Origin of the sequence: Mesorhizobium sp. M0491 (assembly GCF_040321265.1) — a bacterium.
GTDB lineage: Bacteria > Pseudomonadota > Alphaproteobacteria > Rhizobiales > Rhizobiaceae > Mesorhizobium.
In genome coordinates this window covers 196,121-220,396 of sequence record NZ_JAMYRE010000011.1, presented here as the reverse complement: position 1 = coordinate 220,396, position 24,276 = coordinate 196,121, and the positions used below count along the sequence as shown (strand labels likewise).

Genomic DNA, 24,276 nt, shown 5'->3' with positions numbered 1-24,276 from the left:
CGCGGCGAGTCCGATCGGGCCGGGCTCGAAATCGACGGACGAACAGCACAAGTTGGTCAACGTGCCGGAATCCTCCACAGCGTATGTCCAGTCGCAACGAACCCCAAAGGAATGGTTCGGCCACCCTATTGTGCGGCGCAACACAAAAAATCTACCGGGATGAAATACTTATGTGAGCAAGCGCTAAAGATTCCTGCTTCGGCTGATTGGGAGGACGTCGTAGGCTGACGCAATAAGATAGGCCTAATCATTTGTTAAACCAGGCGAAATTTCGGAGTCTGTATTTTTTGCCGAGTGGATTGGCTCTGGTTGCGCCGAGAAATGGGCTGGAACCATTGGCTTTGCGCGGTGCAGCATCGTCGCCGTCTTTTTCTTGCCGCAAGGCTCACTGCTCCCGAGGCAGGCCTTCCGTCCAACGGGAACTCGCACGTAACGCCCCTCACACTGCCTCGAACACCACCGTCTGCTCCAGTCCGCCGCCCCGGCGGTTTTGCAGCGTCACGATGCCGCCGTAGCGCTCGATGATTTCCTTGGCGATGGCGAGGCCAAGACCGGCTCCGGGAACGGATTGCAGGCGGCCGGGGTCGACGCGGAAGAAGGGCTCGAACGCCTTGTTCAGGAGTTCCGTGGGTATGCCCGGGCCATGGTCAGATATGGTCAGCACGGCGCGATTGTCGGCTGCGGCCAAGTCGATGCGGCACGCCTTGCCATGGGTGGCGGCGTTGACGATCAGGTTGCGCAAGGCGCGGCGCAGGCCAAGCGCGCCGGCCCGCACGCAAACCTTGTCCAGGTGCCCGATCGAGACGGCATGGCCGAGCGATACCATCTCGGCTTCGATATCGCGCACCGTCTTTGCCAGGTCGACCGGTTCGACGGCGTCCTGGTTCACTTCTTCGCGCACCAAGCGGATGGCGCTATCGGCGATGCGGTCGAGTTCGTCGAGGTCGTGAAGCCATTTGTCGCGTTCGTCGTCGAGGAATTCGGCGCGCAGCCGCATGCGCGTCATCGGCGTTCGCAGATCATGGCCGGCGGCGGCGACCAGCCGCATTCGGCTTTCCATGGCGGTCCGCAGCCGCGACGAGAGCTGGTTCAGCGCATGCGCGGTGGCCTTGACCTCGGCCGAGCCCACTTCCGGCACCGCCGCCAGGACGCCATCCGATCCGATCTTGGAGACGGCGGCCTCCAGCATCTCGAGCGGGCGGATCAGCACCGAGGTGAAATAGACCGACACCGCCGTGGCGCCGGCGACGATCAGCGAGATCCAGCCGGCCAAGACCAGCCATTCGCGCCTTGGGGGCTTGAGATGCGGCACCTCCATGATCGCCCAGCGGCGGTCAGGCAGGTGCATCGATGCGATCTGGCCGGGTTCGTCCGTCTTCTCGTTGACGACCGCCGGAAAGTCGAGGCCACGGCGGTGCAGGATGTCGTTGAGCATCGCCGTTTCCGCACGAGCCACCTTGCCGCCCGCCGGATGGTCGGCGAATTGCACCCGCAGGACGTCGGGGATCGGCCCCGGCAAAAGCCGCACCACCAGTTCCATCTGTTGGGCAATCCAGGGCACGGTCAGTTCCGGCGGCGGTCCGCCGCCGCGCACGCTGATGACGGCGGCCGTCGCCAGGCCGACGACGCCGACGATCGAGGCGACCAGCAGCAGGATGAGACGGCGGCGCAGCGAGTTCACGCGTGGCTCTCCACGGTCTCGACGCGCGCGGTGAGTTGGTAGCCGCCATTGCGCACGGTCTTGAACAGCGGCCCGTCGCCGGTGTCGGAAAATTTCCGGCGCAGCCGGCTCACCAGCACATCGACCGAACGCTCCAGCGGGTCGCGCTCGCGGCCTTGCGTCAGGTCGAGAAGCTGGTCGCGCGATAAAAGCCGGCCGGGGCGGTCGAGAAACACCTGCAAGAGGTCGAACTCGGCGCCCGTAAGGTCGACGGCCACGCCTTGTGCATCCGTCACCTTGCGGGTGTCCGGCTCCAGCCTGTAGCTGGCGAAGCGGTAGATTCGCGCGCGGGGCGAGGTGGGCGTCTCCTCGGGCGTCGAGCGCCGGAGCACGGCGCGGATGCGGGCAATGAGCTCACGCGGGTTGAACGGCTTGCCGAGATAGTCGTCGGCGCCGAGTTCCAGGCCGATGATGCGGTCGACGTCTTCTTTCAGCGCCGTCAGCAGGATGACCGGGATATGCGGCTTGCGGTCACGCAAGACCCGGCAGATATCGAGCCCCGAGCCGTCCGGCAGCATGACGTCGAGCACGATCAGGTCGAACTGGCCCGCGCCCAGCCTCTGCTCGCATTCGCGCCGGTCCGCCGCAGCTGTGACACGAAAGCCCTGGCTGTCGAGATAGCGCTGGAGAAGCGTCCTGATCTCGCGGTCGTCGTCGACGACGAGGATATGGGGTTGTGACTGCATGACCGTGCCCTTGCCTTGGCCGCGATTATAGGGAGAGCCGCATCCAAGCGGCACGGAAAATTGCAACTGAATGTTTCCGGCAGGCCGTGGGAAACATTCAGTTACAAATTGCCCTCTTGCGGAAATCTTCGGCAATACGCCGACGCGAAGCGGACAAACACGCTTCCTATCCTCTCATTTGTCCGAAGCATGAGAGAAAGGAACACCGTCATGCGAAGCAGACTTCTTGCGCTCGGCCTGTTTTCCGTCGCCGCAATTCACCCCGTGCTGGCGGCACAGCGCGATCCGGGTGCCGCCCCCGGCGAGCCGCCACCGGTCATGGCCCAGCAGAGTGGGGCAATGCAGGATGGACCCGATCATGGCCCGATGGCCGGACCCGGCCCGCACGGGCCGATGCGGCATGGTCCGCAGGGTTTTGGCCCGCGAGGTTTTGGACCGGAAGGCTTTGGCCCCCGCCGCATGGGTCCGCCGCCGGAATTCATGCTGGCCGCCCGGCTGGCCGCGCTCGAGACCCGCGTCGGCATCCGCTCCGAACAGCTCGACGCCTGGCGCGACTACACCAGCGCGCTGCAGGCCGTGCTGGCGCCGCCACGGCCCGATCATGGGCGGCCCGGTGGTCCTGATGGCTCCGGCGGTCCTGAAGCGAAGGGCTCCGACTCAGCCGGCCCTGACGGCAAGCGCGATCCCTTCGCCTTCCAGGAAAAACTGGCCGACGACGTCACGGCCCGCGCGGTTTCGGCCGGCAAGCTGAAAGACGCGATCGCGGCACTGCGCGCCAAGCTGACGCCCGAACAGCTCGAAATCCTCGCTTCGGCGGAACGTCCCCACGGACCACCCCCCGGTCCCTGGGGCGGTCCGCCGGATGATGCAGCCGGCCCCCGAGGTCTGCCCAACGATGGCAGTCCGCCGCCCCAGCCCGGGAACGGCTGAGAACTCTGACCGGCTGCGCCGGCCGGCCCGGTACCCAACCCGTTCTCGGGCCGGCCGGTCTCTTTCAGGGATGGCGGGCGTATCTTCGCCATCCCTGTTTTTCAAATCATGCCCAGTTCAAATCAACGGAAGCACGACAATGTGGGAAGCCATGATACTGCTGCGGCTGCTCGCGTCCGCCAGCCCGAGATTGTCACTCGACCATGCCGGACGCGGTCTTCCGCTGTCCGGACGCGGTCTTCCGCTGTCCGGACGCGGTCTTCCGCTGTCCGGACGCGGCCTGCCACTGGCTCTGCCGGCCGACACGCTGAAGGGCGCGATCCGCCTGCGCTTCGCCGCCTGGCGGCTGTCGCTTCCGCTCTCGCAGCCGCTCGACAACCATGGACATCATGACCGCAAGATCGCGTGAACTCCGGCAAGGCGCTTGGCATGTCCTCGCTGATCGGCATAATGATGTTGGTGGGCATCGCGGCCAGCTACTCGACCTTCGAGCAGCTCCGGCCGACGAGAAGGAACGCGACATGAGCCGCTTCGAAGCATTGCTCGTCGCCGCCCGCCGACGGGTGCGGCCTATCATCATATGGATCGGCATGCCCTCGACCAAGCGGTCCATTGCCAGCGCGTACGCAACTCCAGGGAAAGATCCAGGCCATGATTTCAAAGTCTAGCCAGCCTCGTTTTTCGGCGCGCCGTCTGGCGCCCTGGGCCGCGATGTTCGCCGCCACTCTTCTGCTGGCGTCCTGCTCGCAGGAGGGCAGCGCCCCCGCCGGCATGGGCGCGCCCGGCAAACCGGAAGTCGGTGTCGTCACCTTGCATCCGCAATCGGTGGCGATCACCGCCGAGCTGTCGGGACGCACGGCGGCCTCGCTGGTTGCCGAGGTGCGCCCGCAAGTGAACGGCATCATCCAGCAGCGCCTGTTCAAGGAGGGCAGCGAGGTGGCGGCTGGACAACCGCTCTACCTCATCGATCCGGCGAGCTACAAGGCGTCGTATGACAGCGCGGTCGCCGCACAGCAGAAGGCGCAAGCGGCGGTGCCCACCGCACAGGCCAAGTTCGACCGTTATGCCGGTCTGTTGAAGCAGAACGTTGTTTCCAAACAGGATTATGACGATGCCGCCGCCACGCTGGCACAGGCGCAAGCCGATGTCGCCTCGGCCAAGGCCAGTGCCGAGACCGCGCGCATCAGCCTCGACCGGACCTCGATCACCGCGCCGATCGCCGGGCGCATCGACAAGTCCACGCTGACGCCGGGTGCGCTGGTGACCGCCAACCAGGACACTGTGCTGACGACCATCCGTGCCCTCGATCCGATCAATGTCGACGTCACACAGTCGAGCACCAACCTGCTCAACCTGCGCCAGGCGATCTCGGAAGGGCGGCTGAAGTTCAGCGGCCCCAATGTCAGCGTCAAGCTGAAGCTCGAGAACGGCACCATCTACACACAGACCGGCAAGCTGGAATTCGCCGGCGCCAATGTCGACCAGACCACCGGCACCTTCGCGCTCAGGGCCGAATTCCCCAATCCAGACCGCCTGCTTTTGCCCGGCATGTATGTGCGGGCGCTGGTCGAGGAGGGCGTCGCGCAGAATAGTTTCCTGGTGCCGCAGCGCGCCGTCAGCCGCAACACCAAGGGCGAGGCCACCGCCATGGTCATCAATGCGCAGGGCAAGGTCGAGACGCGCGTGCTCGCAGTGCGCAACAGCGTCGGCAACAACTGGCTGGTGGATTCGGGTGTCGGCGACGGCGACCGCGTCATCGTCGAGGGCATGCAGCTGGTGCGCCCCGGCGGCGACGCGACGGGCGTCGAAGTGACGATCGACGAGACGACAGGCGAGGTCAAGGACCGCGGGCAGGGCACTTCCGCCGCGCCCGCCGCGTCCAACGCTGCCAAACCGGCGCCTGCCGCCGCGGCCGGGAACTGAGCGATGTCCGTATTCTTCATCAACCGGCCGATCTTCGCCTGGGTGATCGCCATCGTGATCATGCTGGGCGGGCTTCTGGCGCTCACCTCGCTGCCGATCTCGCAATATCCGCAGATCGCGCCGACCACGGTCAATATCAGCGCAACCTATCCGGGCGCCGACGCGCAGACCGTCGAGAACTCGGTGACCAAGGTCATCGAGCAGGGCATGACCGGCATCGACAATCTCGACTACATGACGGCGACGTCGACCTCGACCGGTTCGGCCTCGATCACGCTGACCTTCACCACATCAGCCGATCCCGATACCGCCCAGGTGCAGACGCAGAACAAGCTTCAGCTGGTGCAGTCGCAGCTGCCGCAGGTGGTGCAGAGCAACGGCATCACCGTCTCCAAATCCTCGACCGGCTTCCTGATGGTCATCGGCTTCGTGTCGACCGACGGCAAGATGAACTCGACCGATCTCGCCGACTATGTCGATGCCACCGTCAACGACACGCTGAAGCGCGTCGAGGGTGTCGGCTCGACGCAGCTGTTCGGCTCCGGCTATGCCATGCGCATCTGGCTCGACCCCGACAAGCTCGCCAAATACGCCCTGATGCCGAGCGACGTTGCCTCGGCGATCGAGGCGCAGAACACGCAGGTTTCGGCCGGCCAGCTCGGCGGCCTGCCGGCGCGCAAGGGCCAGCAGCTCAATGCCACGGTGACGGCCAAGAGCCGGCTGCAGACCGCCGAACAGTTCCGCAACATCATCCTGAAGAGCCAGACGGACGGCTCGCTGGTACGCCTCAACGACGTCGCCACCGTCGAGCTCGGCGCCGAAAGCTATACGACGCAGGCCAATTACAACGGCAAGCCGGCGGCGGGCGTCGCCGTCAATTTGGCGACCGGCGCCAATGCCATCAACACCGCCGAGGCGGTGCGTTCGACGATCGCCCGGCTGAGCTCGACCTTCCCGCAAGGCGTCGAGGTCGTCTATCCCTACGACACTTCGCCTTTCGTGCGGCTGTCGATCGAGGAGGTGGTCAAGACGCTGGCCGAAGCGATCGTGCTGGTGTTTCTGGTGATGTTCATCTTCCTGCAGAATTTGCGCGCCACCATCATCCCGACGATTGCCGTGCCGGTGGTGCTGCTCGGCACGTTCGGCGTGCTGTCGCTGTTCGGCTATTCCGTCAACACGCTGACCATGTTCGCCATGGTGCTGGCGATCGGCCTGCTGGTCGACGACGCCATCGTCGTGGTCGAGAATGTCGAACGCGTGATGCAGGAAGAGGGCCTGCCGCCGAAAGAGGCGACGCGCAAGTCGATGCACGAAATCACCGGCGCGCTGATCGGCATCGCCACCGTGCTTTCGGCCGTGTTCGTGCCGATGGCTTTCTTCGGCGGTTCGACCGGCATCATCTACCGGCAATTCTCGGTGACCATCGTCTCGGCGATGGTGCTGTCCGTGCTGGTCGCACTGGTGCTGACGCCCGCACTTTGCGCCACGATCCTGCGGCCGCCCAAGGACCATGCGACGCAGACCGGTCCGTTCGGCTGGTTCAACCGCGTCTTCGATCGCGGCACGCTTGCCTATCGCGACGGCTCGCACGGCATCATCAACCGGTCCTGGCGCTTCCTCGTCGTGTTCCTGGCCATCGTCGTTGCCGTGGGCTGGATGTTTGCCCGGCTGCCGAGTTCGTTCCTGCCGGAAGAGGACCAGGGCATCCTGATCACCAGCGTACAGCTGCCGGTCGGCGCGACGCAGGATCGCACGGAGCGCGTGCTGGGAGAGGTGACCGATCATTATCTCAATCAGGAGAAGGACGTCGTCGACGGGGTGTTCACCGCCTCCGGCTTCGGCTTCGGCGGCGCAGGGCAGAATGTCGGCATCGCTTTCGTGCGGCTGAAGGATTTCGACCTGCGCAAATCGCCGGCTTCGGCCGCGCAGGCAATCGCCGGCCGGGCGATGGGCGCGTTTTCGAAGATCAGGGATGCTCAGGTCTTTGCGCTTGCGCCTCCCGCCATCCAGGGGTTCGGCAACACCAACGGCTTCGACTTCTACCTGCAGGACGTCAACGGCGCCGGCCATGACGCGCTGATCCAGACGCGCAACCAGCTTCTGGCCCTGGCCGGGCAGAGCAAGGTGCTCGCCAACACAAGGCCCAACGGGCAGGAAGACCAGCCGCAATTCTCGGTCGACATCGACCAGGAAAAAGCCAGCGCGCTGGGCGTCAGCCTGGCCGACATCAACAACACGCTTTCCACCGCCTGGGGCAGCGACTACGTCAACGACTTCATCGATCGCGGGCGGGTGAAACCGGTCTATCTGCAGTCGGACCCGAACTTCCGCATGCAGCCGGAAGATTTGGACAAATGGCAGGTCCGCAATGCCAGCGGGGCAATGGTGCCGTTCTCGGCCTTTGCTTCCAGCCATTGGACATTCGGTTCGCCCAGGCTGGAGCGCTACAATGGGTCGGCGGCGGTCGAGATCCAGGGCGCGGCGGCCACGGGCATCAGCTCGGGTGCCGCCATGGACGAGATCGACAAGCTTGTCGCGCAACTGCCCGCCGGCTATTCCCACGAATGGACAGGGCTGTCGCACCAGGAGAAGCTTTCCGGCAACCAGGCACTGTCGCTCTATGCGATCTCGGCACTGGTCGTGTTCCTGTGCCTGGCAGCACTTTACGAGAGCTGGTCGATCCCGTTCGCGGTCATGCTGTCGGTGCCGATCGGCATCTTCGGCGCGCTGCTGGCGGCGAGCCTGTTCGGCCAGTCCAACGACGTCTATTTCAAGGTCGGCCTGCTGACCACGATCGGCCTTGCCGCCAAGAACGCCATCCTCATCGTCGAGTTCGCCATCGAGCGGCAGACCGCCGGGATGGGTCTCGTCGAGGCGACGCTTGAGGCGGCGCGACAACGATTGCGGCCGATCCTTATGACGTCGCTGGCCTTCATCCTCGGCGTGCTGCCGCTGGCGATCGCCAGCGGTGCGGGCTCCGGCGCGCAGAACTCCGTCGGCATCGGCGTCATGGGCGGCATGATCGCGGCGACCGTGATCGGCGTCTTCCTGGTGCCGCTGTTGTTCGTCACCGTGCGGCGCATCTTCAAGGGCAGGGCGGTCAAACCAGATACGGGCGAGACGCCGGTGACGGCCAACCAGCAATAAGGAAAACTTCACATGACAGGCTTGGAACGTGGCTCGGTGGCCGCGAGGCGGCTCCTTGCGCCTATGCTTACCACTGTCCTGCTCGCGGGATGCGTCGTCGGTCCGGATTATCAGACGCCGATATTGGCGATGCCTGCAAGCTGGAGCGGCCAGAAGCCGACAAAGCCTGCCCAGCCGGCGCAACTGTCGAAATGGTGGCAGCGGCTGCGCGATCCCGAGTTGAACACGCTTGTCGAGGAAGCGGTTGCCGGCAATCTCGATGTCGCCACCGCCAAGGCCAGGATCCGCGAGGCGCGCGCCAGCTATCGCCAGAGTGCAGGCACGTTGCTGCCGTCGGCCGAGGGCTCCGGCTCGGTCTCCCGCAACAAGTCGTCAGAAGCCACGTCTGGCTCTGATGCCACCTACAGCGAGTATCAGGCCGGCTTTGACGCCAGCTGGGAACTCGACCTGTTCGGCGCCAACCGCAGGGGCGTCGAGGCCGCGCGCTACGGGCTGGACGCCTCGCAGGAGGAACTGCGCTCGACGCTTCTCACCCTGGTCGGCGATGTCGCTTCCTATTATGCCCAGGCGCGCGGCTACCAGGCCCGCATCGCGCTCGCCCGGCGCTCGGCCGCGTCGCAAAGGCAGACCGCCGAACTTACCCGCACCATGGCGCAGGCGGGCACGGCGACCGCCGCCGATGTCGCCAAGGCGATGGGGCAGGCAGCGAGCACCGAAGCCGCGGTGCCGACGCTGGAGGCAAGCTATGCCCAGGCCGTGCATCGTCTCGCGGTGCTGGCCGGCCGGCCGCCTGCCTCGCTCAGCGAGCGGCTGAAGCGGGTCGCCCCGATCCCTGCACCACGCCTGCCGATGCCCACCGGAATTCCCGCCGACCTCCTGCTTTCGCGGCCCGATTTGCGCATGGCGGAGCGCCAATATGCGCAATACACCGCCAAGATCGGCCAGGCAGAGGCCGCCCGCTATCCCTCGGTCAGCCTGACGGGAGACATCAGCACGGCGGCGCTGAAGCTTGGCGATCTCGGCAAGAATTCGTCGATTGGCTGGTCGTTCGGGCCGACGCTCAGCGTGCCGGTGTTCAATGCCGGCCAATTGCAGGCCGCCGTCGAGGTCGCCAAGGCGCAGCGCGATCAATATTTCATCGCATATCGGTCTTCGGTGCTGACGGCGCTCGAGGATGTCGAGAATGCGCTGGTGCTGTTGTCGCAGGAGCGCATCCGGATCGGCAAGCTCGCCTCGTCGGCGAGGTCCTATGGCGAGGCGGCAAGTCTCGAAGGCACGCTCTACAAGGCCGGCGAGACAAGCCTTCTCGATGTGCTCGACGCCCAGCGCTCTCTCTACTCGGCCGAGGACTCGCTGCTGCAAAGCCGCGTCCTGCTGGCGACCAACTACATCGCCCTCAACAAGGCGTTCGGCGGCGGTTGGGACGGCGCGGTGGACAGTGCCAAGCCTGAGATCGTCGACGTCAGGACCGCGCCAAGGCTGGCGTCGAAGCCGGCCTCCTGAGCGGGCCTCGGTCAAGTATTTCGACGCGGCTACGCAGATTTCGAGATTGTGCGACACACCGCTCGTGGCGGCGCGTGAAATGCCGGCTCGTGCTTTGGCGATGGCGGGGAGATCGCATCGCTGTTATTGATGGTGATCACACAGCACAGGCGTCGCAGATGACATCCGATACACAGAAGGCCGAAGCGGTCGGGCAGCTGCTCGAAACGCCGGACCTTGCCAGCGCGCTGGAAAGCGAACAGTTCAAGAAGTTCCTCGACCAGGTGCCGATCGCCATTGCCGTCTCCGACCTCGGTGCGAAGGAGCGTGTCGTCTATGCCAATCCGGAATTCGAGAAACTGTCCGGCCTCAAGGCGGCGACGCTCGCTCGGCAACACTGGGCGGCGCTTTCCGGCACCGGCCTGCACAAGCAGAAGGGCCGGCCGCTGTTCGAGGCCGTGGTCGAGGACACCGATTTCATCGGCACGTTCCGGCTGGAGCGGAAGGAAGACCAACAGGCGATCGTCGACGTCTATTCCAATGTCATCGAGGACGACAATGGCAAGGCCTGCTTCCGGCTGGTGGCGCTGGTCGACGTCTCTGCCCATGGCGAAACCGAAGATGCGCGATCGATCGATGAGCGCATCCGCGAGAAGGACACGCTGCTGCGCGAACTGCAGCACCGGGTGAAGAACAATCTGCAGATGATCACCGCACTGATCCGGATGGAGACGCGAAACGCGGCCGAGCCGGACCAGAAGCGTTTCGAGAGGCTGGCAGGGCGCGTCGACGCGCTGGCGATCCTCTACCAGACGCTGTCGGGGGACGATGGCAAGGATGAGGTCGATCTCGGCGTCTATCTCAGCCAGATCGCGTCGGCGGTGATGAACTCGCATGCGGTCGAGGGCATCCGCCTCGACATGAAGGTCGACACCTATCCGGTGTCGATCAATGTCGCCATGCCGACCGGACTGGTGGTGAACGAACTTTTGACCAATGCGCTCAAACATGCCTTCCAGGGGCGAGACGGCGGCACGATCACGCTGCACAGCATCGTCGACGGTGATGGCTGCCGCATCGTGATCGCCGATGACGGCATCGGCCTGCCGGACGGCGAGACCTGGCCCAAGAGCGGCAAGCTCGGCGCGCTGATCGCCCGCTCGCTAACCGAGAATGCCAGGGCGGAGTTCGACGTGAAGTCGAGCGCTGCCGAGGGTACGCGGGTCACCATCGTCTTCAAGCGCTCGGCTGCCACCGCCTAAAGCGTTGTCGTTGCGCTCTCACACCTACAGGATCATCTCCAGCTATTCCTTGTCCGCCGCGGCAATGAACGCTTCGCGGCCCGGGAGGCTCATAGCGTGCCTGCAGTCCTTGCCCCAGCAGCCAGTTGCGGCTGCCTCACGACAGGTCGGCCGGTTCGCCCTATCTCCATGCCGCCGGTCGGGTTTGGACCCGGCGGTATGGAGGATGGGATCACGTGACATCGACGCCGATTGCCAGTCGCGAAGCAGCGCCCTTGCCGGTCGCGGCACTGATGGGCGCCATGGTGTCGATCCAGATCGGCGCCACCTTCGCCAAGGGCCTGTTCCCGCAGATCGGCGCGCAAGGCACGACGACGCTCAGGCTGGTCATCGGTGCGCTGATGCTGATCGCGGTGCTGCGGCCCTGGCAGATGCGGCCCTCGCGTGCCACCATGCCGTGGCTGGTCGCCTATGGGGTGACGCTCGCCGCGCTCAATCTCCTGTTCTACGCAGCGCTGGCCAGGATTCCGCTCGGCATCGCGGTGGCGCTGGAGTTTACCGGCCCGCTTCTGGTGGCGACCTTGAGCTCGCGGCGCGCCAGCGACTTTGCCTGGATCGCGCTGGCGGTGGCCGGCATCCTGCTGTTGTCGCCCTTCGTTCATTCCCTCGCGCCGCTTGATCCGATCGGGGTGATGCTGGCGCTGGCGGCCGGCGGGTTTTGGGCGCTCTACATCGTGCTGGCCCAGAAGGCCGGCGCGGAGCTTGGCACTCGCACCACCGCCTACGGCATGGCGATCGCCGCCGTGCTGGTGCTGCCCTTCGGCGTGGCACAGGCGGGAACCGCGCTGCTGGCGCCGTCGATCCTGGTCAGCGCGCTGCTGGTCGGCCTGTTTTCCAGCGCGTTGCCATTCTTCCTTGAGATGGTGGCGCTGACCCGCATGCCGGCGCGCATCTACGGCACGCTGACCTGCCTGGAGCCGGGGCTGGGCGCACTGGCCGGCTTCCTGTTCCTGCATGAAAGCCTGACCGCAACGCAACTGGCCGGGATCGCAGCCGTCGTTGTCGCCGCCTTCGGCACGGCGCTGACATCACGGCCGCCGGTTCCATCGCCGGAGTAGGGTGGGGCGGAGTAGGGTGGGAGGGATATGCGGAATCGTGCCGTAAAGCCGGTCCCGTCGCCGACCGCCGTTCGGGCGTTGCCTTTGTCCGGCCGGCGCGCTTCGTTGCTGTTCAGAACTTGATGCCGAGATCGACCTTGGCGCCCTGATCGACCGTGCCGCCACCGAACTGGCCGGAATAGGACACACCGAGCGTCGCGTTGGCCGACATGTTGAAGTCGAGACCGGCCTCGATGACGGCGCTGTCCCTGGCGATCGGCACGCCGGCGATGCTGAATTGATCGCCGCCGGCGAAGGCGAAGCTGGAGGTCGGCGTGACGTCGCCGAACGCGTGGCGCCAGCCGAGCATGCCGCGCGCCGTGGCGTTCATGCCGCCGAGCGCGAAATCGGTCGAACCGCGCAGGCCCAGCGTGGTGAAGGTCGCATCATCGTTCGAGCCGGCGCTGGCCAGTGCCGCATCGCCACCGTCTTCGGTGAAGCCATCGGTATGGACGCTGACATAGGCCAGATTGGCGAAGGGCTCGAACTTGAATTGTCCGGCATCGGCCCGGTAGGCGAGTTCGCCGAACATTTGCGCGGTGCCGGCATCATAGTCGGCCGACAACCCATCCGTGAAGCCGTTGAAAGCAACCGAGCGTTTGGTCGAAAGGCTGCTCCAGCTGTAGGCAGCACCGGTACGGAAAGCGATGGCGCCCCAGTTGGTGCCACCATAGAGGCCGAGATGATAGCTGTCGCTCTTGCCCGAAGAGTTGCGATCGTCGGCGTCGAAGCTCGAATGGCTGTAGCCGCCGAGCAGGCCGACGCGCCAGCCGCCCACCAGCGTGTCGGCGCCGGCCAGCAGGCCGCCGGTCGAACGATCGAAGGCGGCGGCGTTGCCGTCGCTGTCGGTATTGCCCCACGACCCAAAGGCCTGGCCCCAGACGGCGAAACGGTCGGTGTCGGCCGCGACCATTTCGGGGCCACCTTCGCCATAAGCCATGACCGGCAATGCGGCCGCGCCAACATCGCCGAAAGCGGACATGATACGATTGGTGACTGCGTCGCGAACGAAGCGGCTGTCCTCGACCAGCATGCCCTTGGCCGAGGCGTGGATTTCGCCAGACAGCTGGTCGAAAGCAGCGCGTGCAGAAGCTGCTGTCGGCAGCGCCAGAAGGGCGTCATGGATAGGATTGCCGGCCTCAAGGCTTTCAGCGCCGCCGCCGGTGGCGATTTGGTTGGGTGTCAGCCCGATATCGGTGAAGCCGTACACCAGCACATCGAGATAGGCATTGTTCAAGTCATAGGCATCCGTCACCGACAGGAACGCGGTGCTGGTGATCCCCGTCACAGAGGCGAACTCGCCGGTGAGTCCCAGATCGGCGGTCAGCACGGTGTAGCGGCCGGCGGTGATGCCTTGCGCCGTCACCGCCAGGGTCGAGCCGGTGATGGTGGCAGTGCCGGTGGTGTGAAGGAGATCCGACTGAAGTGCGGCGTTGATGTCGACGGCGTAGGTCGAACCGGCCGCCAGAGCCACAGTGGCGGCAAGCTCCGTGCGGTCGCCGGCGCCGCCATCCTGCATGGTGAGACGTCCGGCATTGGACAGCAACTCGAGCCCGCTGAAGGTGGTGGTCTCCTGCGTTGCGCCATTGCTGGCGGTTCTGAGAGAGGCTGCGGCTGTATTCGTCACGGTGTCGATGCCGGCGCCGAACAGGCTGGTGCCGCCGGTTGTCCAGGTAGCGTGGTTGGTCAGGAGGTCGGCATAACCGCCAAGCTCCACCCGGCCGGTCAGTGCACCGCCATTGAGAATTGTCGTGGCACCATCAGAGGTAGTGATGGCCAGCGCCGCGGCCGTCAGGGCGGTGTTGTGCGTCGCGCCGGAAAGGGTGATGCCGATCGCATTGCCGCTGTTCGATTGCGCCGAAATCGCGGCGATATCGCCTTCGACCGTGCCGTTGGTGATGATGCCGATCGCGCCCGTGCCGTTGTTGAGGGTGCGGATGCCGGTGGTCCCCGAGACATCGCCCGCGGTCACGTTGACCGCACCCGAGCCCGCTGCCTTGGTCTGCCGGGCGATGATGGCCGTGTTGCCGGTGGACGCCACGTCGCCCGCCGTTATGGTGACGGCGGCGCCGGCCGACTGCGCATAGATGCCGTTCCCGCTGGTCGCGGTGACCGGACCGACCGTGGTCACCGTGGTCGAGCCCGATCCGAAGTTCTCGGCGTCGATGCCGAACCGGGCGTCGATGGAGCCGTTGGCGGTCACGTCGATGTTGCCGGTCCCCGAAGCGTTGAGGATCGCGGCCACCATGCCGGCATTGCCCGCCTGGAGGTTGCCGTTGGCGACCTCCGTGATATCGGCGGTCGTCGACTGGGTCTGGACGTCGATGGCGTCCTTGCCCGCGGTGAGTGCGGTCACCGCGCCCGTGGTGACGCTGATGTCGCCGCCGGCCGCCGTATCGCGCACGACGAAGCCTTCGCCGCCGGTGGAGCTGCTCGCGCCGGAGATGTCGACCGTGACCGTGCCCGAGCCGTTGTTCTGGATGGTCGCAGCGTTGCCGGTCCCGCCGACGAACCCGCCGGCGCCGGTGACGCTGATGTCGCCCGCACCGCCGGTGCCGCCGGTCAGCGACAGGCCGATCGTGGCGCCGGTCACCGTGTCGGCGACGCTCACGCTCACCGCGCCGTTGCCGGTCGCCTTGATGCCCTCGGCAAGTGTGCCGGTCACCGTGCCATTGGCGGTGATGCCGATCGCGCCGGTGCCGTAGTTGGTTGCCTCGATGCCGGTCGTCCCCGAGACATCGCCCGCGGTCACGTTGACCGCACCCGAGCCCGCTGCCTTGGTCTGCCGGGCGATGATGGCCGTGTTGCCGGTGGACGCCACGTCGCCCGCCGTTATGGTGACGGCGGCGCCGGCCGACTGCGCATAGATGCCGTTCCCGCTGGTCGCGGTGACCGGACCGACCGTGGTCACCGTGGTCGAGCCCGATCCGAAGTTCTCGGCGTCGATGCCGAACCGGGCGTCGATGGAGCCGTTGGCGGTCACGTCGATGTTGCCGGTCCCCGAAGCGTTGAGGATCGCGGCCACCATGCCGGCATTGCCCGCCTGGAGGTTGCCGTTGGCGACCTCCGTGATATCGGCGGTCGTCGACTGGGTCTGGACGTCGATGGCATCCTTGCCCGCGGTCAGTGCGGTGACAGCGCCCGTGGTCACCGAAATGCCGGTGCTGGTCGCGACGTCGCGGACAGTAATACCTTCGCCTGCCGCCGAAAAGATATTGCCGGAGACGTTAATGTCTATCGAGCCGACACCGCCGGTCTGCGTCGCATCGAACGCGTTGCCGCGCCATGGTTGATGATGTTTCCACCCGTGTAGGTGATGGCGCCGCCAGCCGCCGAGACCGACAGGGCCGCCGTGCCGCCCGCGGTCGGCGTGTTGCCGGCATCGACGCTGATCGTGCCATTGTTGGTGACGGTGACGCCGCCGGTGTCGGCGTTGGAAACCGCAAGGCCATAACCGCTCACCGTCGTTCCCGGATCGACGGTGACGATGACTGGTGTGGGCAACAAGTTCTGATAGTTGCGGTCGTTGGGTGCGTCAGCGGGAAATGTCGTGTCGGTGGTGGAGGTCGTGTCGCATTGGACAGTGACGGCACCGACGAGACAATCCGCCCAGGCTTGGCCGGACGCCAGCAGACTCACGCCCGCGGCCGCAGCAATCCCGATGGCGGATCGCAGCGCAAGCTGGCTCGCCTGTGAACGCAGGTTGCTCTGTCGGGCTGAATTCGAGGGGGTCTGGCTTAGGTCCGAAGGCCTAAGACCGGCGGAATCTTGAACACGCCCCATGATTTGCCCCTCGCAGCCAATTCATGCGACCCCGGATCAGTCCGGGGCTGACTTGCCTGATAGAAATCTCTAATGTGATGCTTGGAGTTATGTCAACTGAGTACCTGAGAAAATACCAAATACAAAACGTTCCATTCCAAACTCTTCTTCGAGGAACAACTAGCAACGCTATCGTGCAGACGTCACTGTGAGCTTCTCAAATTTCGATTTCGAATCGCTGAACGTCGTACGGGAGTGGTTCAGTTGCGAGGGCGGTGTTTTATTTCTGGAATCAACCGGCCAAATCTAAAAAACTTAAGTCAACCCTTGTCCAGGGCGGCACTGAAGTTGTCACCTGGCGCACAAGTATTTCCGGCTCTGGACAGATCGTGATCTGGTCCAATACGGTGCGTGTCGAAATGAAGACTGCGATTCTGGAAAAGGCCGGTCGTCCCTTGCAAAAGAACGTCTTCTCATCGGCGGATTTGCCGTCGCATCTGGATTATCGCGCGCGCTTCGCGCTTGGCAGGACATTCGCCGGCGATGGTGAAGAGATCGCCGCCGGCAAAAGCGAACGTCGAGGTCGGCGTGACATCACCGAAGGCATGGCGTCAGCCGAGCATGCCGCGCGCCGTCGCCTTGATTCGCCGAGGCCCAAATCGGTGGAAGCACGCAGGCTGAGCGTGATGAAGGTGGCGTCGGTGGTTGAATTCGCGCTGGTCAGCGCCGCAGATCCGCCCGTTTCGCTGAAGCCGTCGATCGGCCATCGCATTCGGAGGCGCCATTGATCGCCGCCGGATCTCGGCTTTTGACGGAGAGGTAATCGGAATCGAGTCGTGTGTAGGTTTCCGGGTCTCCGGTTCTATCTGGCGCTCGTCGGCGTGTAGCCGAAGCGGCGGCGAAAGCAGCGATTGAAGTACGACACATCGCTGAAGCCACTGGTCATGGCAATTTCGCTGACGCGCATCTCGCCATTCTGTCTCTGCGAAAGCATTTTGTGGGCCGTCTGCAGGCGCAGTTCGAGAACGCGCTCGGAGAAGCTGATACCCGACTTCTGCAAAAGATTGTGAACATAGCGCGCCGACAGGCCGAGTTCCTGTGCGACGCCTTGCGCCGAGATGCCGGGCTTGGCGAAATTGTCCGCGATCTTCACCAGGACCGCTTGCAACCTGGCTGCCCGCAGACCGCGCAAGCCGGCCAGTTCGGCAACCTCACCCTTGGCACCTGTCACCAGACCGATCAGATCGACGATCGTTTCCGTCGCGTGCGCAATAAGATCGGGCGAGATGAGAGGGCGGCCGGTTTCAAGAAGTTGGCAATAACGCTTGAGAAGATCGAGAGCTTCGTTCTCGGCGCCGATCTTCAACGCCAGCCTGTCGTCGATCTGCGGGAAGGCCCGTGCGAGGACGCTGCGCGGGACCACCACGTTTGTCCACACATTGCTGTCGGCGCCGGCCATTTTCAGCGCTTCCGATGCTGTGACCAGCACCGCTTCTCCCTGCCCGACATCATAGTCGCGGCCGGCCTGGACGCCGGTCAACAGTGTGTCGGATTTGTTGATCAGCAGGAGATAACCGCCGTTGCCGTCATCGGCGATATTGCTCGCGTTCCTCGTCGCATGCTTGATCGTTCCGGACATCTGGCCAAGAACCAGTGATCCGACAGCTGTGGCTTCGATCGCAGTTTCGAAAGGCAGGTTGTCCGACATGCCGTATTCGACCGACCATATCTGCGCGACATGGATGTCTTGCCAGAGGGAAAATCGATCGCGATCATTGAGATGCGACGGCAGTTGAGCCGATGAAAACACCGTCTTTCGTGACAATGGAACACCCCGATACCCACAGCTTCAGAGAATATCGAAACGAAATGTTTCCTGATCCTGGAACATTGATCGTTTGGCGTTCAACTGATCGAATTAGATATATAATCCAGCATGATCACGCATGGCGTCACCCGAAAGTATGACGCGGCAAATCCTCCGAGGTGAGATTGCCTCTTTTACAACGAACGGCGGCCCGCCCATCCGGGGAGGTGGGCACGTCAGGAAACTGGGGGCGTGGTGGAGAGACTGAGCAGCGAGGTCCTTTCGTCGATCATCGGCGATATCTACGATTGCGTTTTGAATCCGGAAGGCTGGGCCGGGGTAATGATCCGGATCACGGAGGCTGTAGACGCAGCCTATACCACCGTCGCGCTTGCCAGTACTGCCGGCAATCATGGCCGCTTCGCGGCCCAATCGCCCTGGGATCCCGTGCAAATGCGCGTGCTCCAGGAGGACTATGACTTTGACGCAATTCCCGGACTGAAGGCCGCGGTTGTCGGCGACATCGACACACCCGTTGCGACGCTGTCGCATATGAGCGAAGCCGAACTCCAGCAGACGCCATTTTTCCAGAATTGGGCCAAACCGCAGGGATTGCGCGAAGCCTGCATCACCAAATTCGTCCATACGCCGGACCGGATCGGGCTCATGGGCTGCACTACGCGGGCCGACAGGGGAATCATATCAGCTGAAGAACAGCGCTTCCTGGCATTGCTCTCGCCGCACCTGCGCCGTGCGTCGCTGATTGGAGATCTGCTCGATCAGGCCCGCGTTACCGCCGACCTTTACCGCCAGGCGCTCGATCATCTCGCCGTGCCTGTCGTGCTTACCGGCGCCAACGGAGCAATCCTCCATGCGAATGGGGCTGCCGAACGGATGTTTTCGCTGCAAGGGCCCATTTTTTCCAGGAACGGTCTGCTCCAGGTGCAGAATTTGGCGGTGGCCCGCGCCCTGCTGGATGCAATCGCCAGTGCCGCGAGCGCGGATGCCTCGCTTGGCTCCCGCGGTATAGGCCTGCCCATTTCGGCCCCAGGTCAGCCGCCCGCCGTCGCCTATATATTGCCGTTGACCGAAGGAACCGCTCGCGCTGCTTTCCGGCCCGCATGTGCCGCCGTCTTCGTTTCGACCACGACGTCTTCTTCTCCACTCCCGGAAGCCGTTCTCGCCACTCTGTTCGACCTTACGCCCGCGGAGGCGCGGGTCCTGCTGCGCATCGGCAGCGGATTGTCCGCGTCCAAGAGCGCGCTGGCGCTCGGTGTCGGCGAAAACACTTTGAAGACCCACCTCAACCGCATCTTCGCCAAAACCGGCACGAGACGCCAAGCCGATCTCGTCAAACTCGTTTCGGAGATAGGCACGCCGCTGGCAGCTCAGTGAAGGGCGCCGATCGCCGGGGACCCAACATCCTCGTCGACGCGCACCTCGATGAACGCGCGCCAGCCGTAGCGGGAATGGTTGCCGTCAGGCTCCGCGCTGGGCAGTGCCAGCTGGTGTCATTCGACTGAGGCTGAATGGCCACACCGGCCGAAAAAGCGTGGCATTGCATTTCAGGACAATTCGCGTGCGGCCCAGCCCAAGACACGTCCGACGGACAATGCGACATCGGGGCGGCGACAACACCGGATCTCCGCGAGGCATTCGCGGCGGGGACCACAACATTCTTGGGGCGGTAGACAACAATGAAAACTCTTCTTCTCGCAACGGCCTTGATTCTCGCGCCGCTCGGTATGGCGTGTGCGGCTGATATCAATGAGGTTTCGCCTGTTGCATCCGGCTACGACTGGTCCGGACTCTATGCCGGCGTCGACATCGGCTACGCGGCCGGAAAATCCAATCTGTTCATCGCCGGCGGCGGACTGGGCGGGGCCACCGATCTCAATGTCTCCACCGATCCGAACGGATTTATCGGCGGTGTCCATATAGGCGCCAATTACCAGATGGAGAACAGCTTCGTGATCGGCGCCGAGGCCGACATTGTGTACAGCAATATAGATGGGCTGACGGCCCTCGACGCCGGCGGCGGCGGTGTCACCACCTTGCTCAAGAGCGAACTCAAATGGTCGGGGTCGGCGCGGTTGCGGGCCGGCTATGCTTTCGATCGGACCTTGCCCTACATCACTGCCGGCGTCGCCGCGGCCAAGTATGAGCTTATTGCGGTCAGCGCCGGTGGCCCTGCCGCCGAAGTAACGCTCCACAGCGACAGCCATGTCGGCTGGACCGTTGGCGCCGGCATCGAGCACGCCTTCACCGACAAGTGGATCGCTCGAGCCGAATATCGCTACTCGGATTTCGGCAGCCAGGACCTCTCGGTAGCCGCCGGCCTGCCCACGGAAACCCATGTCGACCTCCAGACGCAGGATATCCGGGTCGGGCTCAGCTACAAGTTCTGATTGCTGGTGCTACAAATCTCCCTCGGGAGATGGCCGGCAGGCCAGGGGCGGCGGGGCTCGGCCTGCTGCCGCAGACGGGGTCGGCGCACTACACGCGGCGACCCCCCTCTGTTGCCTCTGGCGACATCTCCCTCGAGTGGGAGATCAGCCACCGCCCTCAGATTAGCTTCTCCAGTGTGATCGGCAGATCCCTGATCCTCTTTCCCGTCGCATGGAACACCGCGTTGGCAATCGCCGGCGCCACGCCGACAATGGCCAGTTCGCCGACGCCTTTGCCGCCGAGCACGGAGGAATGCGGGTCGGGGATGCCGACCGAGATCACCTCGATGTCGGGAATGTCGGCGTTGGTTGGCACGAGATAGTCGGCGAGGTTGTTGTTGACGACGCGGCCGTGGCGGCGGTCGACGATGCCCTCTTCCAGCAGTGCCTGGCCGATGCCCATGATGATGCCACCCTTCCACTGGCTTTCGGCCAGCTTGGGATTGTAGAGCCGGCCCGAATCCAGTGCCGACACCACGCGTGACACGCGCACCGTGCCGAAATCCTCGTCGACCCGCACCTCGATGAAATGCGCGCACCAGGAGTGGCGGGAATAGTCGCCCTCGGTGTGCGGCACCGACATGGCGATGGTGGTGTAGTTCTTGTAGCGATCCTCTGGCGTCGAATTGGCCGGCATGGTGTCGCCGGTGGCTTCGATGTGGTCGCGGCCGACGCTTTTGAGCAGTTCGGCGATCGAGACATCGGGACCGTCGCCGCGCGGCGAGGCGATGCGGCCGTTGGCGACGACCAAGGTGTTGGCCTGCAGCGCATAAAAGGGCGAGCGCGGATCGCTGATGGCGAGGCCGATCAGCTGGTCGAGCGCCGAGGTCGCCGCCTTGTAGACCGCACCCGTCATGACGCCGGCAAGCCGCGAACCGCCGGTGACGCCGGCGCGGGGGAAACGGGAGTCGCCGAGCTTCACCACCACGTCGTCGGCTCGCACGCCGACCGTTTCGGCGGCGGTCTGCGCCAGGATGGTGTAGGTTCCTTGACCCATGTCGATCGACGAGCTTTCGACCTCGACCGAGCCGTCGGCCAGGATACGCACGATCGCCTCGCCATAGGCGCGCCGAACCGGATAGGTGCCGGCTGCGACTCCCCAGCCGATCAGCTGGTTGCCGTCGCGGATCGAGCGCGGTTCGGGCGAGCGCCTGGCCCAGCCGAAGCGCTCCGCGCCTGCGGCAAAAGCCTCGCGCAACTGTCTGGTCGACCAGGCTTTCTTGGCATGCGGGTCCTGTTCGGCATAATTTCTCAGCCGAATCTCCAGGGGGTCGATGCCGACCTCGTAGGCGAGTTCGTCGATGGCGCTTTCGATGCCGAAGGCCGAAGGGTTTTCGCCCGGCGCGCGCATGGCGCCCGGCACTACCGAATTCACCCGCACGACATTCTGCCTGGAGGAGAAATTCGGCGTCGCGTACATGATCGAGATGACCGATCCGAGCGGCTCGACCCACATGCCGTCCATCGACGTCTCGTTGATGCCACGATGCACGATCGACTGGATTTTTCCTTGCGCGTCGGCGCCAATCGTCACCGTCTGGCGCGTCGCCGCGCGGCCACCATAGCCGGTAAAGGTCTGCGGCCGCGTCATCACCAGGCGCACCGGCCGGCCGAGCATTCTGGCGGCACATGCGGCCACCGCGCCATGGCTGAGCGCCAGCGCCTTGGAGCCGAAGCCACCGCCAATATAGGGCGAGACCAGCCGCACATTCTCGAACGGCACGCCGAACCATTCGGCATAGGTGCGCGCCATCCCGTCCAGCCACTGGCTCGGCTCCCATACGGTGAGCTTATCGCCTTCCCAGCGCGCGATCAGCCCATGCGGCTCTATCGGCGCCTGGTATTCGCGCGGCGTGTTGTAGGCGGCGCAGATGCGGACCGGTGCCGACGCGAACGCACCTTGCGCATCGCCCCATTCCTTGGTCATGGCGTCGATCGGGATGCCGTCGCCGGCCTTGACATCGCTGAGGTCGACGATGGCGGGCGTCTCGTCATAGCTGACCTTGACCAGTGCTGCCGCCGCCACCGCCTGTTCGAAGGTCTCGGCGACGACAGCGGCGACATGCTGGCCCGAAAAAGTGATGTCGCGCGCAAGCGGGCAATAGGGCTTGTCGGGCGGCGGTGTGCCGAACCAGTCCGCCGCGGTCCTCAGGCTGATGATGGTGTCCGGCGTCAGCACCTGCAGCACGCCGGGCGCCGCCTCGGCGGCCTTGGTGTCGATCGCGCGCACCTTGCCGGATGCAATCGTGCTCTCGACCAGTACGGCGTAGGCGAGGCCTTCGAGCTGCTGCTCGACGGCGTATTTGGCCGCACCCGTGATCTTGGCCGGGCCGTCGACGCGCGACAGCCGGCCGCCGACGGCTTCGGCAAAAGCGCCGTCGGACGCATCGCCGTGTCTTCCGACGTGAACGGTGCTTGCGATGTGAACGGTCATGCCGTTTCTCCCAATTTGAGGATGGCGCGCGCGACGACGCGCGGCGCGAGCTCGATCTTGTAGTGGTTGGCGCCATGGTCGACGGCGCCTTCGACAGCGAGCAGGCTGGCGGACCGCACGGTTTCCGGCTCCAGCGCCTTGCCCTTCAGCGCGTCTTCCACGGTCCGCGCCCGCCATGGTTTCGTCGCGACACCGCCGAGTGCGACGCACAAATCGCGGATCGTTCGGCCGTCAGGTTCGAACTCGATACCGACCGCCGCGCTCGCGGCGGCAAACTCATAGGATTGCCGGTCGCGGATTTTCAGGTAGGTCGACCGCCGGGCAGCGGCCGAGCCGGGGATTTCAATGGCGGTGATCATCTCGCCCGGTTCAATCGCATGTTCCCTATCCGGCGTGGTGCCGGGCAGCAGGAAAAAGTCGTCGACAGGATCTGGCGCTCGCCCAGATGCACGATCGCATCGAAGGCGACCAGCGCCACGGCCAGGTCACCCGGATACATGGCGATGCAGGCCTCGCTGGTGCCGAGTACGGCATGGCCACGGGTAACGCCGCCGATCGCCGAACAGCCAGAGCCGGGCTCACGCTTGTTGCAGGCAGGGAAATTCGCGGGATCGCGGAAATAGGGGCAGCGCGTGCGCTGCATCAGATTGCCGCCGATGGTCGCCATGTTGCGGATCTGCGCGGAAGCCGCCTGCCACAGGGCTTCCGACACCGCAGGAAAGCGGCTCTTGATGTCGGCATGGTCGGCGACATGGCTCATCCTGGCCAGCGCGCCGATGGTGGCGCCGCGTTCGTCCACCTCGATGCTGTCCAATCCCTTGAGATGAGCGATGTCGACCAGTGTCTCGGGCTCGGCGACGCCGCATTTGGCGAGATCGATCAGCGTGGTGCCGCCGGCCAAGAGCATGGCGCCGGGCAGGGCGGCCGCCTGGCGTGCCGCATCGACCGAGCTGGCGCGAAAATAGGAAAGGTCCCTCATGATGCGACCTCCAAGGCGGCTTGGCGAATGGCGGCGACGATGTGCGGATAGGCGCCGCAGCGGCAGAGATTGCCGGCCATGTATTCGCGGATCTCGTCGTCGGAGCCGGCATGGCCTTCCCGGATGCAAGCGACCGCCGACATGATCTGGCCCGGCGTGCAATAGCCGCACTGGAAAGCGTCGTGCTCAAGGAAGGCAGCCTGCACGGGATGCATTTCGCCCTCCCGTGCAAGCCCCTCTATGGTGGTGACGGTGCGGCCCTCGACCTGAGCGGCCAGCGTCAGGCAAGCCAGTACACGCTCGCCGTCGATATGCACCGTGCAGGCGCCGCACTGGCCGTGGTCGCAGCCCTTCTTGGTGCCGGTCAGGCCGAGCCGGTCGCGCAAGGCGTCGAGCAGCGTGACGCGCGGCTCGAGTTGCAGATCGTGATGATGACCGTTGATATCGAGATGAACTGGGATCGTTGTTTTGGTCATGGGCGTCTGGCTCCAGTGCTTGACGCGAAGTCGGTTGACTCATGTTGGCCGGCGGGACCTCGCGCCGGCTGTGCGGCCCTTCGCT

The 24,276-nt window shown here is 64.7% G+C and carries 17 protein-coding genes and 1 pseudogene; 10 read left to right on the top strand and 8 right to left on the bottom strand.

All coding sequences use genetic code 11. The features are described 5' to 3' along the window. Window positions 1-439 precede the first annotated feature (439 nt). Both NKI69_RS16760 and NKI69_RS16755 read right to left on the bottom strand, forming a co-directional pair. Window positions 440-1,681, bottom strand: coding sequence for an ATP-binding protein (locus tag NKI69_RS16760; protein WP_352441812.1), 1,242 nt, complete (start codon window positions 1,679-1,681; stop codon window positions 440-442). Then, on the bottom strand, window positions 1,678-2,406 hold the full coding sequence (locus tag NKI69_RS16755) for a response regulator (protein ID WP_352722073.1): 729 nt from the start codon (window positions 2,404-2,406) through the stop codon (window positions 1,678-1,680). Before NKI69_RS16755 ends, NKI69_RS16760 begins: the two co-directional genes overlap by 4 nt. Before the next feature lie 210 nt (window positions 2,407-2,616). On the opposite strand from NKI69_RS16755, the gene NKI69_RS16750 reads away from it, so the two are divergent. The 7 genes from NKI69_RS16750 (at window position 2,617) to NKI69_RS16720 (ending at window position 12,247) form a co-directional block, all read left to right on the top strand. Beyond that, complete coding sequence (locus NKI69_RS16750) at window positions 2,617-3,336, top strand: hypothetical protein (RefSeq protein ID WP_352722071.1); 720 nt, start codon at window positions 2,617-2,619, stop codon at window positions 3,334-3,336. A gap of 139 nt (window positions 3,337-3,475) precedes the next feature. Next, window positions 3,476-3,745: a hypothetical protein gene (locus tag NKI69_RS16745; protein WP_352722069.1), complete on the top strand. Its 270-nt coding sequence runs from the start codon at window positions 3,476-3,478 to the stop codon at window positions 3,743-3,745. A gap of 242 nt (window positions 3,746-3,987) precedes the next feature. Continuing rightward, the gene (locus NKI69_RS16740) at window positions 3,988-5,259 is read left to right on the top strand and encodes an efflux RND transporter periplasmic adaptor subunit (RefSeq protein ID WP_128305727.1); all 1,272 of its coding nucleotides are present in this window, start codon (window positions 3,988-3,990) and stop codon (window positions 5,257-5,259) included. Window positions 5,260-5,262: 3 nt separating this feature from the next. Then, window positions 5,263-8,406: an efflux RND transporter permease subunit gene (locus NKI69_RS16735; protein ID WP_352722067.1), complete on the top strand. Its 3,144-nt coding sequence runs from the start codon at window positions 5,263-5,265 to the stop codon at window positions 8,404-8,406. Between the two features lie 12 nt (window positions 8,407-8,418). Then, window positions 8,419-9,909, top strand: coding sequence for an efflux transporter outer membrane subunit (locus tag NKI69_RS16730; RefSeq protein WP_352722065.1), 1,491 nt, complete (start codon window positions 8,419-8,421; stop codon window positions 9,907-9,909). A 158-nt stretch (window positions 9,910-10,067) separates the two neighbouring features. Further along, entirely contained in the window at window positions 10,068-11,150 is a 1,083-nt protein-coding gene (locus NKI69_RS16725) for a sensor histidine kinase (RefSeq protein WP_023814325.1), read from the top strand. Between the two features lie 215 nt (window positions 11,151-11,365). Then, a complete protein-coding gene (locus NKI69_RS16720) occupies window positions 11,366-12,247 on the top strand; it encodes an EamA family transporter (RefSeq protein ID WP_031213978.1) in 882 nt (293 codons plus the stop codon). A gap of 112 nt (window positions 12,248-12,359) precedes the next feature. Here NKI69_RS16720 and NKI69_RS16715 read toward each other — a convergent pair whose 3' ends face one another. Together NKI69_RS16715 and NKI69_RS16710 are read right to left on the bottom strand one after the other, a co-directional pair. Beyond that, on the bottom strand, window positions 12,360-15,437 hold the full coding sequence (locus tag NKI69_RS16715; RefSeq protein ID WP_352722062.1) for an autotransporter outer membrane beta-barrel domain-containing protein: 3,078 nt from the start codon (window positions 15,435-15,437) through the stop codon (window positions 12,360-12,362). Window positions 15,438-15,520: 83 nt separating this feature from the next. Continuing rightward, window positions 15,521-15,925, bottom strand: a complete 405-nt coding sequence (locus NKI69_RS16710; protein ID WP_352722060.1) for a hypothetical protein — start codon at window positions 15,923-15,925, stop codon at window positions 15,521-15,523. Window positions 15,926-16,323: 398 nt separating this feature from the next. Between NKI69_RS16710 and NKI69_RS16705 the strand changes: the two genes are divergently transcribed. Further along, entirely contained in the window at window positions 16,324-16,836 is a 513-nt protein-coding gene (locus NKI69_RS16705; RefSeq protein WP_155930641.1) for a hypothetical protein, read from the top strand. 74 nt (window positions 16,837-16,910) lie between these two features. Here NKI69_RS16705 and NKI69_RS16700 read toward each other — a convergent pair whose 3' ends face one another. After that, entirely contained in the window at window positions 16,911-17,873 is a 963-nt protein-coding gene (locus NKI69_RS16700; protein WP_352722057.1) for an AraC family transcriptional regulator, read from the bottom strand. 234 nt (window positions 17,874-18,107) lie between these two features. On the opposite strand from NKI69_RS16700, the gene NKI69_RS16695 reads away from it, so the two are divergent. Together NKI69_RS16695 and NKI69_RS16690 are read left to right on the top strand one after the other, a co-directional pair. After that, window positions 18,108-19,250 (top strand): helix-turn-helix transcriptional regulator, encoded by a 1,143-nt coding sequence (locus NKI69_RS16695; RefSeq protein ID WP_352722055.1) that lies wholly within the window; start codon window positions 18,108-18,110, stop codon window positions 19,248-19,250. 302 nt (window positions 19,251-19,552) lie between these two features. Then, window positions 19,553-20,263, top strand: a complete 711-nt coding sequence (locus tag NKI69_RS16690; protein WP_023814333.1) for an outer membrane protein — start codon at window positions 19,553-19,555, stop codon at window positions 20,261-20,263. Window positions 20,264-20,420: 157 nt separating this feature from the next. Here the strand turns inward: NKI69_RS16690 and NKI69_RS16685 are convergent, their stop codons facing one another. From NKI69_RS16685 to NKI69_RS16675, 3 genes and pseudogenes are all read right to left on the bottom strand, one after another. After that, window positions 20,421-22,736 (bottom strand): xanthine dehydrogenase family protein molybdopterin-binding subunit, encoded by a 2,316-nt coding sequence (locus NKI69_RS16685; protein ID WP_023814334.1) that lies wholly within the window; start codon window positions 22,734-22,736, stop codon window positions 20,421-20,423. Then, window positions 22,733-23,715: pseudogene (locus tag NKI69_RS16680) on the bottom strand (FAD binding domain-containing protein). Before NKI69_RS16680 ends, NKI69_RS16685 begins: the two are co-directional and overlap by 4 nt. Further along, the gene (locus NKI69_RS16675) at window positions 23,712-24,191 is read right to left on the bottom strand and encodes a (2Fe-2S)-binding protein (protein WP_023814336.1); all 480 of its coding nucleotides are present in this window, start codon (window positions 24,189-24,191) and stop codon (window positions 23,712-23,714) included. The pseudogene NKI69_RS16680 and the gene NKI69_RS16675 overlap by 4 nt, the downstream one beginning before the upstream one ends. Window positions 24,192-24,276 lie beyond the last annotated feature (85 nt).

What these genes read in the sequence shown, in the direction of transcription:
- NKI69_RS16755 (WP_352722073.1), bottom strand. Translation starts at nt 2,406, where the DNA reads ATGCAGTCACAACCCCATATCCTCGTCGTCGACGACGACCGCGAGATC.
- NKI69_RS16750 (WP_352722071.1), top strand. Translation starts at nt 2,617, where the DNA reads ATGCGAAGCAGACTTCTTGCGCTCGGCCTGTTTTCCGTCGCCGCAATT.
- NKI69_RS16745 (WP_352722069.1), top strand. Translation starts at nt 3,476, where the DNA reads ATGTGGGAAGCCATGATACTGCTGCGGCTGCTCGCGTCCGCCAGCCCG.
- NKI69_RS16740 (WP_128305727.1), top strand. Translation starts at nt 3,988, where the DNA reads ATGATTTCAAAGTCTAGCCAGCCTCGTTTTTCGGCGCGCCGTCTGGCG.
- NKI69_RS16735 (WP_352722067.1), top strand. Translation starts at nt 5,263, where the DNA reads ATGTCCGTATTCTTCATCAACCGGCCGATCTTCGCCTGGGTGATCGCC.
- NKI69_RS16730 (WP_352722065.1), top strand. Translation starts at nt 8,419, where the DNA reads ATGACAGGCTTGGAACGTGGCTCGGTGGCCGCGAGGCGGCTCCTTGCG.
- NKI69_RS16725 (WP_023814325.1), top strand. Translation starts at nt 10,068, where the DNA reads ATGACATCCGATACACAGAAGGCCGAAGCGGTCGGGCAGCTGCTCGAA.
- NKI69_RS16690 (WP_023814333.1), top strand. Translation starts at nt 19,553, where the DNA reads ATGAAAACTCTTCTTCTCGCAACGGCCTTGATTCTCGCGCCGCTCGGT.
- NKI69_RS16685 (WP_023814334.1), bottom strand. Translation starts at nt 22,736, where the DNA reads ATGACCGTTCACATCGCAAGCACCGTTCACGTCGGAAGACACGGCGAT.
- NKI69_RS16675 (WP_023814336.1), bottom strand. Translation starts at nt 24,191, where the DNA reads ATGACCAAAACAACGATCCCAGTTCATCTCGATATCAACGGTCATCAT.